Origin of the sequence: Pelomonas caseinilytica, assembly GCF_021353235.1 — a bacterium.
In the GTDB taxonomy this organism is placed as follows: Bacteria; Pseudomonadota; Gammaproteobacteria; order Burkholderiales; family Burkholderiaceae_C; genus Pelomonas; species Pelomonas caseinilytica.
Window position 1 is genome coordinate 60,537 of sequence record NZ_JAJTWT010000010.1, and the last position, 19,607, is coordinate 80,143.

Consider the following 19,607-nt stretch of genomic DNA (forward strand, 5'->3'; position numbering starts at 1 on the left):
GAGCGCTCCCCGAAAAAAACGCCCTTTGGCTACCGAGTGAACGCTCCTGCCTCTCTTTGATAAGTAGTGGCCATTCGGTCTTCCGGTGGCTAACCAGCCGCCAGGCGCGCTTCGTAGGTCCTGTGAAGCGGGAAGGTTCACCGCTTTTGGGAAACTTAGGCGCGACAGCGACTTACGAGTAGCCTTTAGTGGTCATTCCTGCCTACGGCAACCACCTTTCCCGCGCCCCTCGCGGCCCTCAGGCCCCACCCGTCGCGGGCTCCCCCCCTTACAGGCCCAGCTGCTCCGCGATGTGGGTCTGCAGCAGTTCCAGCGACACCGGCTTGGTGAGGAAGACGTTGACGCCCGCGCCCAGGCAGGCGGCGCGGTGCTCGGCAGTGGCCGAGGCCGAGACGGCGATCACCGGGACGGATGCCAGCTCGGCGTCGCGCCGCAGCTGGCGCGTCGCTTCCACGCCGTCGACCGAGGGCATGACGCTGTCCATCACGATCAGGTCGGGCCGGAAGCTGCGTGCGGCCTCCAGCATTTCGCTGCCGTCGCTGGCCTGGGCCACCTCGAAACCGGCGTTGGTCAGGAAGTCGCACAGCAAGGCCCGGTTCGCGGCCACGTCGTCGACGACCAGCACGCGCCGTGGCGGCCCCGGGTAGCGCAGCAGGCCCGAGGCCTGGCGTGGCGCCGCAGGCTCGGCTCGCGCCAGGGGCAACGGCAACTCCACCCGGAAACGGGAGCCGCGGCCGGGTTCGCTGCTCACCTGCACCTGACCGCCCATGTCGTGGACCAGTGCTCGCGTGATGGCCAGGCCCAGGCCCGTGCCGCCGCTGCGGCGCTGGGTGTCGCCCACCTGCTCGAACGGCTTGAAGATGCGCTCCACGTCTTCGGTGCGCATGCCGACGCCGGTGTCCTCGATGTCCAGCCGCAGCAGCAGCTGTTCCGCGCCCTTGGGCTCGGCCGTGGCGCGCAGCGTGACGGCGCCGGCATCGGTGAACTTGATGGCATTGCTCAGCAGGTTCAGCAGGACCTGGCGCAGGCGCCGTTCGTCGGCCATGACGGCCTCGGGCAGGTCCTGGCTCGCATCGAAGACGAAACTGAGGTGCTTTTCGTCCGCCTTCACGCGCATCAGCTCGACCACTTCCTGCAGCAGGCCGAACAACTTCACCGGCTGCGGATTCAGGTCGGCACGGCCGGCCTCGATTCGCGCGAGGTCGAGGATGTCGTTGATCAGGGACAGCAGGTGCTGGCCGCTCTGGTGGATGGTGTCCAGGCCGCGCGCCTGCCGTGGGCTGAGGCCACCCTCCATGGTCAGCAGCTGCGCATAGCCGAGGATGGCATTCAGTGGCGTGCGCAGTTCGTGGCTCATGCCGGTGAGGAACTGGCTCTTGGCGCGGTTGGCGGCCTCGGCGGCATGGCGTGCCGCGCGCTCGGCCTCGACGATGCCGCCTGGCTGGCCCTGCGCTGCCGCCGTGGCGACGTCCAGCGCATCGAGCTTGGACAGGATGCCGCGCAACTGGCCTTGGACCACGGCCTCGCTGAGCCCGAGCGCGCGGGCGATGTCGGGTGAGGCGTTGCCTTCGGCGATGAACCGCAGCACGCTGATCTCGGCCGGCGTCAGCGAATCTTCCTCGATCTGCCCGGCCAGCTCGAACGAGGCTTCCGAGGGCAGCGCGTGGCGGCCGGCATGCACGGCACGGATGGCGTCGAGCAGCTCCTTGTGCAGGGCGTTCTTCAGCAGGTAGCCGTGGGCGCCGGCCTGCAGCGCGCGCTGCGCCTGGGAATCCGCGGCATAGGTGGTGAGCACGATGATGCGCGCGTCGGGGAACTCGCTGCGGATCGCCCCGATGGCGTCGAGCCCGCTCATGCCCGGCATCTGCAGGTCCATCAGCGTGACGTCGGGGCGATGGGTGCGGAACTGCTGGATCGCATCGCGGCCGTTCTCCGCCTCGGCCACCAGCGCCATGTCCGGCTCGACGGACAGAAGGGTCGCGATGCCCTGCCGCACGATCGGGTGATCATCGACACAGAGAACGCGAATGCGGTTCGGGGCTTCGGTCATTCACCGGCCTCTCTGGATGCGGCCATCTTCTGAAGGAGGCCGGGTCGCGTGGGGGTGGATCGACTGTACGCCTGCGATCCCGGGACGTTCAACCGCACTTCCGTGCCCTTCCCGGGCTCGCTGCGCACCGACAGTTCGCCGCCGACGAGGCCGGCGCGCTCGTGCATGCCGCTCAACCCGAAATGCCCTTCCTTCCCGCCGGCACGCAGCATCTCGGGGGCGATGCCCTGGCCGTCGTCCCGCACCTGCAGGACGAGCTGCCGCGCGTCGTAGCGGATCTCGACGTCGATCCGTCTGGCATCGGCATGATGGAAGGCGTTGCGCAGGGCCTCGCCGGCGATGCGGAAGGCCTCGTCGCGTACCAGCGGATGCAGGTCCCGCGGCGTGCCGCGGACCTCGACATGCGCCGTCGCCGCCGGGCCGTTTTCGCCGGCGAGGTCGGCGGCGAGCGCGCGCAGCGCCTCGGCGAGGCTGTTGGTCTCCAGCGTCGAGATGCGCAGGCCGTGCACGGTGTCGCGCCCCTCGGTGATGGCCTCGGCGGCGCGGTCGATGGCCTTGGCCAGCACCTGCCTGGACTCGCGCGGCCGGTCCGGCAGCAGGTTCATCGCGGCCTGGAACTGCAGCAGCAGCCCGTGGAAATGCTGCAGCAGCGTGTCGTGCAGGTCGCGGGCGATGCGGGTGCGTTCGTCCACACGCGCCTCCAGCGTCGCCTCGAACTGCCGGTGCAGGCGCCGGATGCGCATGTGCAGCCAGAGCTGGAAGCCGCTCCAGGCCAGACCGGCCAGCAGGGCGACCACCGTCAGACCGAACCAGGTCGTCTGATAGAAGGCCGGCGCAATGGAGAAGTCGAGTTCGGCGCCCTCCTCGTTCCATACGCCGCTGTTGTTCGCCGCCTTGACGCGGAACCGGTACTGGCCCGGCGGCAGGTTGGTGTACGTGGCCTGGCGGCGCTCGACGGCCTCCTGCCAATGGTCGTCGTGCCCCTCGAGCCGGTAGCGAAAGCGCGTGCTCTTGGCGTCGACGAGGCTCAGGGCGGCGAACTCGATCGTCATGTCGCGCACCCGCGGTGGCAGGCGCAGGCCGTTCGTCACCGCATAGGACACCTGGTCGGCCACGAGCTTCTCGATGTGGACCGGCGGCGGCAGGGGGTTGGACGGAAGATGGTCGGGGTCCACCACCTGCACGTCTATGCCCGAGGCAAGCCACAGCTTGCCGTCCGGTCCCATGGCGACGGGCGGGTTGAAGTAGGCCGGCGTCAGGGCCTGCAGCGGCACCCCGTCGGCGCCGTCCCAGAGCTTGGCCGCCACCTTGTGCCGCGGGTCGGCGATCCAGGCCGCCAGGTCGTCGCCGAGTATGCGCACGAGGCCGCAGGCGGTGTACATCCACAGCGAGCCGTGGGCGTCGAGGGTCGACCAGTGGATGGTGTTGCAGGGCAGGCCGCTGCCGGCGGTCAGTGTCGTGATACGACCCTCGTGGATCCGGCTCAGGCCGCCCTCCTCCGTGGCCGCCCAGACGGCGCCGTCGGCATCCAGGCGCAGCCCGGCGACGTGGCCCGCGCCCAGGCCACTCTCGGCCGTGTAGGTCTCCTGGACCTTGCCGTCCTTGAAGTACAGCACGCCGCCGCCTTGCCAGAAGGACAGCCACAGGCCGCCGCGATCGGCGACGATGACCTTGGCCTGCTGCCAGCGGCCAAAGGCCGACCAGGGGATGTTTTCGACGAAGCGGCCACGGTTCAGCCGCGTCAGCCCCGCGTTGCCCGACAGCCAAAGGTTGCCGGCCTTGTCGCCGGTGATGGAGTAGACCTCCTTGCTGGGCACGCCGCCAATGCTGACGAAGCGGTCGCCGGCCAGGTAGGCCAGGCCGCCGCCGGTGCTGACCCAGAGCCGCCCGTCGGGATCCTGGTAGAGCGACTGAACATGCACATCGGGCAGGCCACTGTCCTGTCGATAGACGACGAGTCGGGTGTCCTTCCAGCGGGCCAGGCCATCGTTGGTCGCCACCCAGACGCTGCCGTCCGCGGTGGCCAGCACGGCCTTCGTGCTCTCGTTGGGCAGACCCTGTTGCACGGAAACGGTCGTGACCGGCAGCTTGCGGAAGCGATCCACGCCCTTGTCGCTGCCGAACCAGACATTGCCCTCGCGGTCCTCGAACAGGCTGCAGGCGATGTTGCCGGACAGCCCGTCGCTGCGGGAAAAGGCATCCGCCCTGCCCTCCTGCAGATGGACGATGCCGCGACCCTCGGAGCCGATCCACAGGCCGCCGTCGCGGTCACGCAGCAGCTTGTTGGCCTTGATGTCGCGGTCGGGGAGCGCTTCGGCCGGACGCGTCGCGCTGCGCAGCGGATAAGGCACCAGCCGGTCGCCCTCGACACGCAGCAGGCCGGCGCCGCGCACGGCCACCAGCACCTCGCCGTCGGCGCCGATGCTCAGGTCGCCCAGACGCTGGCCGGACGCCTCGAAGCGCTGCGGCGCCCCGGGCCGCCAGCGCCACAGGCCGGAGTCAGCCGCCACCCAGAGGGCGCCTGAAGGGTCTTCGGCCACGCTCCAGACGAACTGGCCGAAGCCCGCCTGCGGCGCCGTGCACTCGACCTGCGCGGCGCGCAGTGCGCACAGGCGCCCCTTGTCGCCGAGCAGGCCGGCCCAGACGGTGCCGTCGCGGCCTTCGACCAGCGAGGTGACGAAGCCGTTGCCGATCTGCGGATAGCGGGTCAGCGCCCGGCCGTTCCAGCTCGCCAGGCCGTCGAAAGTGCCGATCCAGAGCGTGCCGTCCCGCGACACCAGCAGGGAGTAGGGATTGGCCGGCAGCGACTGGCCCTGGGGCGGCTGCCAAGGCATGAAGCGCAGGCCATCGAAGCGGAACAAGCCAAATGACCCGGCGACCCAGAGGTAGCCATCGGGCGTCTGCGCCATCGCGAAGACCAGGCCCGGCACGGCGCCGTCCCGGGCCGTCCATGCGGTGTGGGCGTACTGGGCCACCTGCAGCGGGGCGTCGGCGGCGAGGGCGGTAGGCGGCAGGCAGCACAGCGTCGCCGCCAGCAGCAGGCTTGGCAGATGGCGCTTGCGTGTCGAGCCTGTCGATGAGCCCACGGCGATGTCCTTTGCCGCTTGCGAGAACGGTCGGAGCGTATCGCGAAAGGCGTTGGCGGCATCGTCCTCTAGATTGGTCATACCAAAACACCGGTCCATCCTTAAAATGGCCTACACTGGTCCGACCTATTGAGGGTGTTACCGTGAACAAATCTGCTCTGGATGGCAAGACCATCATGATCACTGCCGCGGGCCAGGGGATCGGGCGTGCCAGCGCCCTCGCCTGCCTGGCCGCGGGCGCGCGAGTCATCGCGACCGACCTCCAGCCGGAGAGCCTGGACAGCCTGGCTGCGCAGTGCCAGGGCTCGGAGCGGCTGCAGACGGCCCGGCTCGACGTGCGCGACAGCCAGGCCATCGCGGCGCTGGCGCGCGACCTGCCGCCGCTGCAGGGCCTGTTCAACTGCGCCGGCTTCGTGCACCACGGCACGGTGCTGGACTGCGACGAGGCGGCCTGGGACTTCAGCATGGACCTCAACGTCAAGAGCATGCTGCGCACCTTGCGCACCTTCCTGCCCGGCATGCTGGCCCAGGCCGAACGCAGCGGCGAGGGCGCCGCCGTGGTCAACATGGCCTCCATGGCCTCGTCGATCAAGGGCTTCCCGAACCGCTTTGTCTATGGCACCAGCAAGGCCGCCGTCATCGGCCTGACCAAGGCGGTGGCGGCCGATTTCGTCAAGCAGGGTCTGCGGTGCAACGCCCTGTGCCCGGGCACGGTCGACACGCCCTCGCTGCGCGGCCGGATCGCTGCTGCCGCGGACCCGGTGCAGGCCGAAAAGGACTTCATCGCGCGCCAGCCCATGGGCCGCCTCGCCACCGTCGACGACATCGCGCCGCTGGTGGTCTTCCTGCTGAGCGACGCCTCCCGCTTCATCACCGGCCAGGCGATCAGCGTGGACGGCGGCGTCACCATCTAACCCGATTTCCCTCCCCACCGATTGCCATGAAATTGCTTCGTTATGGCCCCGCCGGCCAGGAACGCCCCGGCCTGCTCGACGCCGCGGGCCGCGTCCGAGACCTGTCTCAGCATCTCGACGACCTCGCGGGCGACGCGCTGACGCCGGCCGGCCTCGCCCGGCTGCGCGAGATCGACCCGGCCACCCTCCCCCTGGTGCCCGGCGCACCCCAGGCCGGCTTGCGCCTGGGCCCTTGCGTCGGCCGGGTCGGCAAGTTCATCTGCATCGGCCTGAACTACGCCGACCACGCCGCCGAATCGGGCCTGCCGGTGCCGAACGAACCGGTGGTCTTTGCCAAGTGGACCAGCGCGATCAGCGGCCCGGACGATCCCGTGCAGATCCCGCGCGGGTCGGTCAAGACGGACTGGGAGGTCGAGCTTGGTGTGGTCATCGGCCAGGGCGGGCGCTACATCGAGGAGGCGGACGCGATGCAGCACGTCGCCGGCTACTGCGTCGTCAACGACGTCTCGGAGCGCGAGTGGCAGCTCGAGCGCGGCACGCAATGGGACAAGGGCAAGGGCTGCGACACCTTCGGCCCCATCGGCCCCTGGCTGGTGACAGCCGACGAGGTGCCCGACCCGCAGCAGCTCGACCTGTGGCTTGACGTCGACGGCCATCGCTACCAGAACGGCAACACACGCACCATGGTGTTCGGCGTCGCCCAGATCGTCAGCTACCTCAGCCGCTTCATGAGCCTGCAGCCGGGCGACATCATCTCCACGGGCACGCCGCCGGGCGTGGGCCTCGGCCAGAAGCCGCCGGTCTACCTCAAGCCCGGCCAGACCATGCGCCTGGGCATCGCCGGCCTCGGCATGCAGACCCAGCTCACCGTAGCCGCCTGAGCCTGCCATGACCCGCATCACCGCCCTGCGCACGGTCGACGTGCGCTTTCCCACGTCCCAGCATCTCGACGGCTCGGATGCGATGAACCCGGACCCCGATTACTCGGCGGCCTACGTCATCCTGGAGACCGACCAGCCCGGCCTCGAAGGCCACGGCCTCACCTTCACCATCGGGCGCGGCAACGACATCTGCTGCCGGGCCATCGAGGCGATGCGCCACCTCGTCGTCGGCCTGGAGCTGGACTGGATCGCGGCCGACATGGGCCGCTTCTGGCGCCATGTCACCTCGGACAGCCAACTGCGCTGGATCGGCCCGGACAAGGGCGCCATCCACCTCGCCACGGGCGCCGTCGTCAACGCGGTCTGGGACCTGTGGGCCAAGTCCGAGGGCAAGCCGGTGTGGCGGCTGGTGGCCGACATGAGCCCGCAGGAACTCGTTCGCTGCATCGACTTCCGCTACATCACCGACTGCATCACTCCCGACGAGGCGCTGGCGCTGTTGACCCGCGCGGCCGAGGGCAAGGCGGAACGCCTGGCCACGCTGCAGCGCGAGGGCTACCCCTGCTACACCACCTCGGCGGGCTGGCTCGGCTACCCCGACGACAAGCTGCGCCGCCTCTGCCAGGAGGCCGTGGACGCCGGCTTCAACCACGTCAAGCTGAAGGTGGGGCGGGACCTGCAGGACGACATCCGGCGCCTGCGCATCGCCCGCGAGGTGCTGGGGCCGGACCGCAAGCTGATGATCGACGCCAACCAGGTCTGGGACGTTCCCGTGGCCATCGACTGGCTCAAGGAGCTTGCCTTCGCCAAGCCCTGGTTCATCGAGGAGCCCACCAGCCCCGACGACGTCGAGGGCCACCGGGCCATCCGCGAGGCCGTCGCGCCCATGCAGGTGGCGACCGGCGAGATGTGCCAGAACCGCATCCTGTTCAAGCAGTTCATCATGCGCCGCGCCATTGACGTGGTGCAGATCGATAGCTGCCGTCTCGGTGGCGTCAACGAGATCCTGGCCGTGATGCTGATGGCCGCCAAGCACGGCCTGCCGGTCTGTCCGCATGCCGGCGGCGTGGGCCTGTGCGAATACGTGCAACACCTGTCGATGATCGACTACCTCTGCATCTCGGGCACGCGGGAGGGCCGCGTCATCGAGTACGTCGACCACCTGCACGAGCACTTCGAAGACCCCTGCGTCGTGCGCGGCGCGGCCTACATGCCGCCGAGCGCGCCGGGGTTTTCCATCACGATGAAGCCCGCGTCGCTGGAGCGCTATCGGCACCCCGTTTGAGGGGGGTGCCGAGTCTCTAGGTAGTTTCACTGGTAAGACCAGTTTGTGTTTTTGGCAAACTGGTAATACCACGAGATTTTTCCCGGTCTCGATGTGAAAACAATTGGAGACATACAAATGCTCAAGAACTTCAAGTTCGTCGTTGGCGCCGCCCTGGTCGCGGCCTCGCAACTGGCCGCCGCCGACACGGCGGAAGTCAAGATTTCCAACCTCTCGCTGTCGGTGTCGGGCGGCGGCTGGTGGTACTACCTCCCGACGGGGGTGGATTGGGTGCCGGTGTCGGCCGGCACCAGCGTCGGACTCAGCAACCCCAGCTTCGCCGACAGCGCGGCAGTCTGGCATGGCCAGGCGGCCAGCAGCTCGGTGGTGGACGGCGCCTCCATGGCGACGGCTTCGCTGACCGCCAAGACCCCCAACACCAACCTGGATGGCGTGAGCGCCCTCGCCAAGGTCGACGTGAGCGGCGGCCAGGCTGGCTGGTCGTTTGCCAAGGTCATCGACAACCAGATCCTCGTGGCGAATGGCGCGACCATCACCGTCAGCATGAAGGTGGACAGCCTGCTGGCTGCCGGCGCCATGTCGCAGGGCAACGCCTACATCGAGCTGTGCAGCACCGACTTCACGACGGACACCTGCCTGCCGGCCAACTACACCGAGGCCGTCGTCTTCGGCGATACGGCCTACAGCGGCCCGTCCATGCTGACCGCCAGCTGGACCAATCCCAGCACGACGGCAAACACCTGGGCCAAGATCCACATCGGCCTGACCGCATCGGCCGAGTCCGTCGCGGCAGTGCCGGAACCGTCCAGCATGGCCATGTTGCTCGCAGGGCTGGCAGGTGTCGGCATCTACCGCCGCCGCAAAGGTTGAACGACTCGCTCTCCGGGTCGACCAGGCGTCCCTGACGTCTGCTTTCCGTCGCGCGGCCCCACCGGGCTGCGCGGCGCTTTTTCATTTCAAGATGGACTCGTCCAGGCGAGCAGCTCCGATGTCCCGACCTTCCGCCTCCCTGGCCTGGCTGCTGGCCGCGTGGCTGCTGCTGGTGCTCGCCCTGCCCGCGCAGGCGGCCGGGCGCGAGCGCCTGTCCCTCGACGCCGGCTGGCTCTTCCATCGCGGCGAGGTGGCCATGCCGGCCGTCAAGGGCCATGGCATGAGCTACCAGAACGGCAAGGCCAACAATGGCTGGGGGGCCGCCGCCGCGGACTTCGACGATTCGGCCTGGCGCCGCCTCGACCTGCCCCACGACTGGGCCGTCGAGACCCCTTTCGACCGCAACGAGAACGTCTCCCAGGGCTACCGCACCCGCGGCATCGCCTGGTATCGCCGCTACCTGCAGTTGCCCCCGTCCGACCGCGGCCGCCACATCGAGCTGCAGTTCGATGCCATCGCCACGCACAGCACCGTGTGGGTCAACGGCGTCCTCGTCAACCGCAACTGGTCGGGCTACAACGGCCGCAACATCGACATCACGCCCTTCGTGCGCTATGGCGACGACGTCAACACCATCGCCGTGCGCGTCGACGCCGACGCCCAGGAGGGCTGGTGGTACGAGGGCGCGGGCATCTACCGCCACACCTGGCTGGTCAAGCGCGACGCCCTGCACATCGCCACCGACGGTCTGCACGCCAACCCGGTCAAGCAGGGCGCGCGCTGGAGCATCCCCGTGGAAGTGACGCTGCAGAGCAGCGACAAGGCCGCCCGCGAAGGCCTCGTCGAGGTGGCGCTCGTCGACCCGGCCGGCCGGGAAGTGGCCAAGGGCAGCGCGCGGGCCCGCGTCGCCGCCCTCGAATCAGCCATCGCCCGCGTCAAGCTCGACGTGCGCGAACCCAGGCTGTGGTCCCTGGCCCAGCCCAATGTCTATCGCGTGCAGGCCGTGCTGCGGGACGGCGCCCGCGAGATCGACCGCACCGAGGTGCAGACGGGTTTCCGCAGCATCCGGTTCGACGCCGACCGCGGCTTCTTCCTCAACGACGAGCCGGTCAAGATCCAGGGCGTCTGCATCCACCAGGACCATGCCGGCGTCGGCGTCGCCGTGCCCGAGTCCATCTGGGAGTTCCGCCTGCGCCGCCTGAAGGAGATGGGCACCAACGCCATCCGCTTCGCCCACAACGCGCCGGCAGCCGAGGTGCTGGACATGGCCGACCGCATGGGCTTTCTCGTCATGGACGAGAACCGCCACTTCAACCCCTCGCCCGACACCCTGCAGCAGCTGACCTGGCAGGTGCGCCGCGACCGCAACCACCCCAGCGTCATCCTCTGGTCCATCTTCAACGAGGAGCCGCTGCAGAGCACCGAGTCGGGCTACGAGATGGCGCGGCGCATGGTGTCCGAGATCAGGAAGCTGGACGCCACGCGGCCGGTGACGGGGGCCATGCACGGCGGCCTCACCACCGACCTCAACGCCGCCGATGCCATCGACGTCGTCGGACTGAACTACCAGATCTGGATCTACGACGACTATCACAAGAAGCACCCCAAGCGCCCGCTGACCAGCACCGAGGACACCTCCGCCTTCATGACGCGCGGCGAGTACGCCAGCGACAAGGAGCGCCAGGTGTTCGGCAGTTATGACGATGAGCCGTCCTCCTGGGGCAACACGCACCGCCAGGCCTGGAAGGCCATCGCCCAGCGCCCCTTCATCGCCGGCGGATTCGTCTGGACCGGCATCGACTACCGCGGCGAGCCCACGCCCTACCAGTGGCCGAGCGCCAGTTCCTTCTTCGGCGCGATGGACCTGGCCGGCTTCGCCAAGGGCGCCTTCTGGATCCACCAGGCCCAATGGGTCAAGGACAGGCCCGTCGTCAAGCTGCAGCCGCACTGGAACTGGCCGGGCCGCGAGGGCCGACCCATCCACGTGATGGTCACCAGCAACGCCCAGCGCGTGCGCGTCCTGCTCAATGGCCGCGAAGTCGGCGAGCAGGCCGTCGACCCCTACGAGATGAACCACTTCCAGGTGCCTTACGCGCCCGGCCGCATCGAGGCGGTGGCGCTGCGCGACGGCCGCGAGGTGGCGCGCGACGTCGTCGAGACCAGCGGCCCGCCGGTGCGGCTGGTGCTGACGCCCGACCGCCCTGCCCTCGCCGGCGACGGGCTGGACGCCGTGCCGGTCACCGTCAGCGCCGTCGATGCCCAGGGGCGGCCCGTGCCGCTGGCGCAGGACAAGGTCGGCTTCGCCCTCGAAGGCCCCGGCGCCATCATTGGCGTCGGCAACGGCGACCCCAATTCCCACGAGGCCGACAAGGCCAGCGAACGCAGCCTGTTCAATGGCCTGGCCCAGGTCATCGTGCAAGCCCGCCGCGAGGGCCACGGCCGGCTCAAGCTGAGGGCCAGCGCCGAGGGCCTGCAGGCGGCCGAGGTCGAGCTGGCGGTGAACGCCGCCACCGCCCCGCCGCAGGTGCCCGTCGCCGAGCCGACCACGCCGTTGCTCAGCTGGCGCGTCTCGCCGGCTACCGTGGGGCGGCCCGATCCCAACGTCGTGCTGGCCGAGAGCGACATGAACTCCTGGGGCTGGGACGAGCCGCCGATGCGCCGCGGCCCCGAGGCCGAGGCCTTCCGCCTCTACCGCAGCAACGTCAACGTGCGCGCCGACCGCAACGACGGCCGCGCCCAGCTGACCTTCGGCAGCATCGCCGGCAAGGCCGAAGTCTGGGTCGACGGCGCCAAGCTCGGCGAGAAGACCGACGCCGCGCCCGCCCCCTTCGCCGTCACCTTGCCCCGCGGCGTGTGGCGGCGCCAGGTCACCGTGCTCGTCCAGGCTGCTCCGGGCCAGCCCTCGGGCATCCTGGGCCGCGTCACGCTGGAGCGCGGCTCGCCATGAAGACGGCGGCGCGCCTGCTGGGATTGCTGCTGGGCCTGCTGCTGGCGCTGCAGGCCGAGGCGGCACGCCGCGTCGCGCCGCTGGACGACGCCTGGCGCTTCCAGCGGGCCGACGTGGCCGGCGCCCAGGCGCCGGGCTTCGACGATGCCGGCTGGTCCCTCGTCACCCTGCCGCACACCTACAACGCCGTCGACGGCGAGACCGGCGGCACGCCCTACCGCGGGCCAGCCTGGTACCGCCGCACGCTGGACGTCGAGGCCGTCGCGGGCCGGCGCCGCTTCCTCGAGTTCGACGCCGCGACGCTGGCTGCCGACGTCTGGGTCAATGGCCGCCTGGCCGGCCGCCACGAAGGCGGCTATGCGCGCTTTCGCATGGACATCACGGCGCTGCTGCGGCCCGGGCCCAACGTGCTGGCCGTGCGCGTGGACAACGGCAAGCTGCCGCAGGTGGCGCCGCTCGGCGGCGACTTCACCGTCTTCGGCGGCCTGATCCGGCCGGTGCGCCTGATCGAGACCCCCACCGCCCACATCGAGCTGCTCGACCACGGCGGCCCGGGCCTGAGCTTCGACATCGACGAGCTGGACGCCGCCCATGCACGCCTGCAGCTGCAGGTGCAACTGCGCAACGACGGCCCCCGTCCCGTCGAGCGGCGCCTGCGCCTGACCTTGCGCGACGCCCAGGGCCACCGCGTGGCGGAGCAGGTCCAGCGCCTGCACCTGCCCGCGGGCGGTACCGCGGCGCGCGCCCGGCTGGAAGTCGTGGCACCCCACCTGTGGCAAGGCGTCAAGGACCCCTATCTTTACCGGCTGAGCGCCGAGCTGCTGGAGGGCTCCGAGGTGGCCGATGCCGTGCAGCTGCCCGTCGGCCTGCGCCGCTTCGGCGTCGATCCGCAGCGCGGCTTCCTGCTCAACGGTGAGCCCTACCCTCTCTACGGCGTCAACTATTTCCATGCCGGCCGCCCCGGCCGCGGCGTGGCCGTCGGCCCGGCCGAGATCGACGAGGACCTGCGCATCCTGATGGACCTCGGCCTGACGGGCCTGCGCCTGGTGCACTACCAGCATCCGGCCTACACCTACGACCGCGCGGACGAACTCGGCCTGGTGCTGTGGACCGAGATCCCGCTGAACTCGGCCATGGACGAGAGCGAAGCCTTCCGCGACAACCTGCACGGCCAGCTGCGCGAGCTGGTGCGCCAGAACCGCCACCACGCCTCCGTGGCCGTCTGGGGCGTGGGCAACGAGGTCTACCGCAGCGACGAAGCCATCCGCGCCCTGCTGGCCGACCTGCATGCCCTGGCCAAGCAGGAAGACTCCTCCCGCCTGACCACCTACGCCCATTGCTGCGCGCCCGACGACCACCCCATGGCCCTGGCTACGGACCTGGCCTCCTACAACCGCTACTGGGGCTGGTACGACGGCCAGTTCGGCGACATCGGCCCCTGGGCCGACAAGCTGCATGCCAAGCTGCCGTCCAAGCCCATCGGCCTGGGTGAATACGGCGCCGGCGCCAGCGCCGTGCAGCAGGAGGACCCGCCGCGCCGACCCGAGCCGGGCGGCCGCTGGCACCCCGAGCAATACCAGGCGCTTTTCCACGAAGCCTATGCCGCCCAGTTGGAGAAACGCCCCTACCTGTGGGGCCGCTTCATCTGGCTGGGCTTCGACCATGCCGCCGCCAACCGCCACGAGGGCGACACCACCGGCCGCAACGACAAGGGCCTGGTGACCTACGACCGGCGCTCGCTCAAGGAGGCCTATCACCTGATGCGCGCCTGGTGGCAGAGCCGGCCCGTGCTGCACATCGCCAGTCCCCGCCTGTCCACGCGGCCCGCCGGCCCGGTGACCGTCAAGGCCTACAGCAACGCCGCCAAGGCCACGCTGCGGCTCAATGGCCGGGTCGTCGGCACCGTCGACGTCGTCGACCGCGTGGCGGTGTGGCCGGCCGTCGAGCTCACGCCCGGTCCCGCGACGCTGGAGGTCAGCGACGACCGCGGCAGCCGCGAACGTGTCGACTGGCAGGTCGAAGGCCGCGGCCCCGAGTCCTCGCGCTGAAACTCCGATCACCATGCCGCGTCCGCCGACGAAAGAATGACCATGCCTCCCCGTATCGCCCGAGCCCTGTTCGCCCTGGGCCTGACGGCCGCCCTCGCGGCGCAGGCCCAGGGCGCCGAGCCGCCCGGCCAGGCCGAGGCCCGCGCCAACTTCAACCGCAAGGTGGTCCTGGCGGCCGACGATGTCCGCGTCTTCGACAAGCCCCCGGCTGGCTTCGCCGACGCCGCCGCGGGCATCGCGCAAGGCCAGGTCGCCGAGTTCGGCTACGACTCGGCCGTCACGCACACGCGCCGCACCGCCCTGGTCTACCTGCCCCCCGGCTACTCGCCGCAGCGGCGCTATCCCGTGCTCTACCTGCTGCACGGCATCGGCGGCAACCAGCACGAGTGGCGGGGCTACGTGCGCGCCATGGCCGTCCTGGACCGGCTGCTGGCCCAGGGCCAGGCCGAGCCCATGATCGTCGTCATGCCCAACGGCCGCGCCCGGGCCGACGACGCTCCGCCGCCCGCCGAGCAAACCTTCACGCCCGAGCACATCGCGGCCTTCGGCGCTTTCGAGGCCGACCTGCTGCAGTCGCTGGTGCCGGCCGTCGATGCGAGCTACCCCACCCTCGCCGATGCCGGGCATCGCGCCATCGCCGGCCTGTCCATGGGCGGCGGCCAGGCCTTGAACTTCGGCCTGGGCCATCCCGAGGCCTTCGCCTGGGTGGGCGGCTTCTCGTCGGCGCCCAACACGCGGCCAGCCCTGGAGCTGCTGCGCGACCCGGCAGCCGCGCGGCACAGTTTCAAGCTGGTCTACCTTTCCTGCGGCAACCGGGACGGCCTCATCAACGTGTCACAGTCCATGCACCGCGAATTGCGGGATCTCGGTGTGGCGCATGTCTGGAACGTGGACGAGTACGGCCATGACCGCGACAGCTGGGCCGAGAATGTTTACCACTTCGCCCGGCGGCTGTTCCGCTGAGGCTTCACGACGACCCCCCACGGAGACAACGCATGCGTCGCACCACCTTTCTCGGGCTGAGCCTCCTGCTCGCACTCGCGCCCGCCACCGCCGCCCTCGCCCAGGGCAAGGGCACCATCGGCATCGCCATGCCGACCAAGAGCTCGCAGCGCTGGATCGCCGACGGCGAGAACATGGTCAAGGCCTTCAAGGCCCTGGGCTACAACACCGACCTGCAGTACGCCGACGACGAGATCCCGGTGCAGCTGTCCCAAGTCGAGAACATGATCACCAAGGGCGTCAAGGCCCTCGTCATCGCCTCCATCGATGGCAGCACGCTGTCCAGCACGCTGAAGAAGGCCGCCGAGAAGGGCGTCAAGGTCGTCGCCTACGACCGCCTGATCCGCGGTTCCGCGAACGTCGACTACTACGCCACCTTCGACAACTTCCAGGTCGGCGTGCTGCAGGCCAACTCCATCGTCGACAAGCTCGGGCTCAAGCAGGGCAAGGGCCCCTTCAACCTCGAGGTCTTCGCCGGCTCGCCGGACGACAACAACGCCGCCTTCTTCTACGACGGCGCCATGAGCGTGCTCAAGCCCTACCTGGACAGCGGCAAGCTGGTGGTGCGCAGCAAGCAGCTCGGCGCCATGAAGGTGGGCATCCTGCGCTGGGACGGCGCCACGGCCCAGGCGCGCATGGACAACCTGATGTCGGCGTTCTACGGCAAGGAGAAGCTGCACGCCGTGCTGTCGCCGGCCGACATCCTGTCCATCGGCATCATCTCGTCGCTCAAGGGCGTCGGCTACGGCACGCCCAGCCAGCCCATGCCCGTCATCACCGGCCAGGACGCCGACCTGCCGTCGGTCAAGGCCATCCTGCGCGGCGACCAGACCTCCACCGTCTTCAAGGACACCCGCCAACTCGCCAAGGTCACGGCCGACATGGTGGACGCCGCCGTCTCCGGCCGCAGCCCCCAAGTCAACGACACCAAGACCTACAACAACGGCGTCAAGGTGGTGCCGTCCTACCTGCTCAAGCCCGTGGCCGTGGACGCCTCCAACCTGAAGGCCGTGCTGGTCGACAGCGGCTACTACAAGGAAAGCCAACTGAAGTGATGCAGGCCACGGTGCAGCCGGGCGCGCTGCTGGAGATGCGCGCCATCGGCAAGAAATTCCACGGCGTGGTGGCGCTGCGCCAGGTCGACCTCGCGGTGCGGCATGGCGAGATCCATGCCGTCATCGGCGAGAACGGCGCCGGCAAGTCGACGCTGATGAAGGTGCTGTCGGGCGTCTATCCCCACCCCGAGTACGAGGGCGAGATCTGGTTCGATGGCGAGCTGCAGCGCTTCGCCGGCATCCGCGACAGCGAGGCGCGCGGCATCGTCATCATCCACCAGGAGCTGGCGCTGATCCCGCAGCTGTCCATCGCCGAGAACCTCTTCCTCGGCCATGAGCTGGCCCGCCACGGCGTCATCGACTGGGAGCGCACGCATGCCCGGGCCGTCGACCTGCTGCGGCAGGTCGGCCTGGAGGAGTCGCCCAACGTGCTGGTCGGCGACATCGGCGTCGGCAAGCAGCAGCTGGTCGAGATCGCCAAGGCCCTGGCCAAGGACGTGCGCCTGCTCATCCTCGACGAGCCGACCGCCAGCCTCAACGAGGACGACAGCGCCGCGTTGCTGGAGCTGCTCAAGAAGCTGCGCAGCCGCGGCGTGGCCTGCGTGCTGATCTCGCACAAGCTCAACGAGATCGCTGCCGTGGCCGACGCCATCACGGTGCTGCGCGATGGTTCGACCATCGCGACGATGGACTGCCGCGAGGCACCGCCGGCCGAGGCCGAGATCGTGCGCGCCATGGTGGGCCGCGAGATGCAGGACCGCTATCCGCGCCGCCAGCCCAATCCGGGCGAAGTGCTCTTCGAGCTCAAGGACTGGTGGGTGGAACACCCGCTGCACGTCGGCCGCGAGGCAGTCAAGGGCGTGAGCCTGAACGTGCGCCGCGGCGAGATCGTCGGCATCGCCGGCCTGATGGGCGCCGGGCGCACGGAGCTGGCGATGAGCCTCTTCGGCCGCTCCTGGGGGCGGCGCATCCGCGGCTCAGCCTGGATGCGCGGCCGGCAGGTGGACGTGTCGACCGTCAGGCGCGCCATCCAGGCCGGCCTGGCCTACGTCACCGAGGACCGCAAGGGCCTGGGGCTGGTGCTGCCGGACAGCATCGCCCGCAACACCTCCCTGAGCCGTCTGGAGGGCGTTTCGCGCCTGGGCCTCATCGACGACGCCCGCGAGCATGCCGTGGCCGACGATTTCCGCCGCCGCCTGGCCACGCGCTGCGCCAGCGTCGAGCAGCCGGTGGGCGACCTCTCCGGCGGCAACCAGCAGAAGGTGGTGCTGGCCAAGTGGCTGTTCACCGACCCGGAGCTGCTCATCCTCGACGAACCTACGCGCGGCATCGACGTCGGCGCCAAGTTCGAGATCTACAGCCTGATCGCCGAGCTGGCTGCCCAGGGCCGGGCCATCCTGATGATCTCCTCCGAACTGCCGGAACTGCTCGGCATGTGCGACCGCCTCTACCTGATGAACGAGGGCGAATTCGTCGGCGAGATGCCGGCCGCCGGCGCGACCCAGGAAACCGTCATGCACGCCCTCTTGGGCACCCACTGAAACCTCCCATGCTTCCCTCTTCGCTCCGCCGCTTCCTGGCCTCGCACCTGCGCGACTACGGCATGCTGCTGTCCCTGGTCGCCATCATGGGCTTCTTCCAGGTGCTGACCGACGGCACCCTGCTGCAGCCGCTGAACCTCACCAACATCTTCCTGCAGAACAGCTACATCGTCGTGATGGCGCTGGGCATGCTGCTCGTCATCGTGGCCGGCCACATCGACCTGTCGGTCGGCTCGGTCTGCGGCTTCGTCGGTGCCCTGGCCGCCGTGCTGATGGTGAACATGGAGTGGCCGGTCCTGCCCACCATCGCCGCCTGCCTGGTGGCGGGCGCCGTCATCGGCGCCGTGCAGGGCGCCTTCGTCGCCTGGCTCAAGATCCCCTCCTTCATCGTCACGCTGGCCGGGATGCTGGTCTTCAAGGGCCTGGCCCTGGCCCTGCTCGGCGGGCAGTCCATCGGCCCCTTCCCCGACAGCTTCCAGGTGCTGGCCAGCGGCTTCCTGCCCGAGCCGGGCGGCGCCGAGGGGCATCCGGCCTCTCTGGCCTTGGGCCTGGGCCTCGTCGTCCTGCTGGCGCTGCGCGAGCTGCTGGCGCGCCGCAAGGCCGCCGCCCTGGGTGCCGCGGCCGAGCCGCTGTTCCTGTTCCTGCTGCGCCTGGCGGCCCAGAGCGCCGCCCTGGCAGCCCTCGCCTGGCTGATGGCTTCCTACAAGGGCCTGCCCAACGTGCTGCTGCTGATGGCGGTGCTGATCGGCCTGTTCGTCTTCGTCACGCGGCGCACGACGCTGGGCCGGCGCGTCTACGCCCTGGGTGGCAACGAGCGGGCCGCGCGCCTGTCGGGCATCCCGACGGAGCGGCTGACCCTGCTGTGCTTCGTCAACATGGGCGTCATGGCCGCCCTGGCCGGCCTGGTGTTCGCCGCGCGCCTGAACACGGCCACGCCCAAGGCCGGCCTGGGCTTCGAGCTCGACGTCATCGCCGCCTGCTTCATCGGCGGCGCCTCGGCCTCGGGCGGCGTGGGCAAGGTGACGGGGGCCGTCATCGGCGCCTTCGTCATGGGCGTCATGAACAACGGCATGTCCATCCTCGGCATCGGCATCGAGTGGCAGCAGGTCATCAAGGGCGTGGTGCTGCTGGCTGCCGTGGTCTTCGACGTCTACAACCGACGCAAGGGCTGAAGCGCGCCGCGCCATGACGTCCGGCCGCGGCTCGGTCCTGCTGCTGGCGGCGTTCGCTTTCTGCGGCAGCGTGCATGCCGCCGAGGGGCCGCCGGCGCTGCGCATCGTCGCGCCCACCAACCAGTCGATGCCGGTGCTGCGCATGGCGGGCGCCCTGCCGGCGGAAGGCCTGATCAAGGACGTCGGGGAGGTCCTGGCCGAGCGCCTGGGCCTCGGGGCCGTGTTCGTTCCGCTGCCCAGCAAGCGGGCCGGACCGGCGCTGGCCACGGGAACGGCCGACCTCATCTGCTACGTCAAGCCGGGCTGGCTGGAGGACGGGTTGCTGTGGACCCGCGCCTTCCTGCCGGGCGCGGGCATCATCGCCGCGCATCCGTCGGCGCCGCCCGTGGTGGCGCTGCATGCGCTGCGCGACGAGCCGCTGGGCACCGTGCTGGGCTATCGCTACCCCGTGCTGGACCAGGCCTTCATGCGGGCGCCGCGGCGCGAGGACGTGCCGGATGCCGTCACCAACCTGCGGCGACTGGCCGCGGGCCGCGTCCGCTATGCAGTCACCGACCGCGCCGCCCTCGCCTTCTTCCTGAGGGACCACCCCGCCTCCGGCCTGCGCGAGGCCATCGAGGTGGAGCGTTACGAGCTGGGCTGCGCCCTGTCTCCCGGCAAGGCGGCCCTGCTTGAGCCGCTGAACCACGCCATCGACCGGATGCGGGTCGATGGCAGCTTGCAGGCGCTGCTCGACCGCTACCGCTGAGCCAGCGG

At 69.9% G+C, this 19,607-nt stretch carries 13 protein-coding genes; 11 read left to right on the plus strand and 2 right to left on the minus strand.

Annotated features, from left to right (window positions below):
- Positions 1-268: 268 nt before the first annotated feature.
- Positions 269-2,050: a response regulator gene (locus LXT12_RS20830; protein ID WP_255763722.1), complete on the minus strand. Its 1,782-nt coding sequence runs from the start codon at positions 2,048-2,050 to the stop codon at positions 269-271.
- Complete coding sequence (locus LXT12_RS27065; RefSeq protein ID WP_233394220.1) at positions 2,047-5,136, minus strand: sensor histidine kinase; 3,090 nt, start codon at positions 5,134-5,136, stop codon at positions 2,047-2,049. The genes LXT12_RS20830 and LXT12_RS27065 overlap by 4 nt, the downstream gene beginning before the upstream one ends.
- Positions 5,137-5,312: 176 nt before the next feature.
- Between LXT12_RS27065 and LXT12_RS20840 the strand changes: the two genes are divergently transcribed.
- From LXT12_RS20840 to LXT12_RS20890, 11 genes are all read left to right on the plus strand, one after another.
- On the plus strand, positions 5,313-6,050 hold the full coding sequence (locus tag LXT12_RS20840; protein ID WP_233394314.1) for an SDR family oxidoreductase: 738 nt from the start codon (positions 5,313-5,315) through the stop codon (positions 6,048-6,050).
- 26 nt (positions 6,051-6,076) lie between these two features.
- A complete protein-coding gene (locus tag LXT12_RS20845; RefSeq protein ID WP_233394221.1) occupies positions 6,077-6,931 on the plus strand; it encodes an ureidoglycolate lyase in 855 nt (284 codons plus the stop codon).
- A 7-nt stretch (positions 6,932-6,938) separates the two neighbouring features.
- Positions 6,939-8,216: an L-fuconate dehydratase gene (locus LXT12_RS20850; protein WP_233394222.1), complete on the plus strand. Its 1,278-nt coding sequence runs from the start codon at positions 6,939-6,941 to the stop codon at positions 8,214-8,216.
- A 117-nt stretch (positions 8,217-8,333) separates the two neighbouring features.
- On the plus strand, positions 8,334-9,086 hold the full coding sequence (locus LXT12_RS20855) for a PEP-CTERM sorting domain-containing protein (protein WP_233394223.1): 753 nt from the start codon (positions 8,334-8,336) through the stop codon (positions 9,084-9,086).
- Between the two features lie 118 nt (positions 9,087-9,204).
- Positions 9,205-12,033, plus strand: a complete 2,829-nt coding sequence (gene galA / locus LXT12_RS20860; protein ID WP_233394224.1) for a beta-galactosidase GalA — start codon at positions 9,205-9,207, stop codon at positions 12,031-12,033.
- The gene (locus tag LXT12_RS20865) at positions 12,030-14,081 is read left to right on the plus strand and encodes a glycoside hydrolase family 2 protein (protein ID WP_233394225.1); all 2,052 of its coding nucleotides are present in this window, start codon (positions 12,030-12,032) and stop codon (positions 14,079-14,081) included. The genes galA and LXT12_RS20865 overlap by 4 nt, the downstream gene beginning before the upstream one ends.
- 42 nt (positions 14,082-14,123) lie before the next feature.
- Complete coding sequence (locus LXT12_RS20870; RefSeq protein ID WP_233394226.1) at positions 14,124-15,044, plus strand: alpha/beta hydrolase; 921 nt, start codon at positions 14,124-14,126, stop codon at positions 15,042-15,044.
- Positions 15,045-15,076: 32 nt separating this feature from the next.
- The gene (gene chvE, locus LXT12_RS20875; protein WP_233394227.1) at positions 15,077-16,138 is read left to right on the plus strand and encodes a multiple monosaccharide ABC transporter substrate-binding protein; all 1,062 of its coding nucleotides are present in this window, start codon (positions 15,077-15,079) and stop codon (positions 16,136-16,138) included.
- Positions 16,138-17,679: a multiple monosaccharide ABC transporter ATP-binding protein gene (mmsA, locus tag LXT12_RS20880; protein WP_233394228.1), complete on the plus strand. Its 1,542-nt coding sequence runs from the start codon at positions 16,138-16,140 to the stop codon at positions 17,677-17,679. The genes chvE and mmsA overlap by 1 nt, the downstream gene beginning before the upstream one ends.
- Before the next feature lie 8 nt (positions 17,680-17,687).
- Complete coding sequence (gene mmsB, locus LXT12_RS20885) at positions 17,688-18,851, plus strand: multiple monosaccharide ABC transporter permease (protein WP_233394229.1); 1,164 nt, start codon at positions 17,688-17,690, stop codon at positions 18,849-18,851.
- Between the two features lie 13 nt (positions 18,852-18,864).
- Entirely contained in the window at positions 18,865-19,599 is a 735-nt protein-coding gene (locus LXT12_RS20890) for a substrate-binding periplasmic protein (protein ID WP_233394230.1), read from the plus strand.
- Positions 19,600-19,607: the final 8 nt, after the last annotated feature.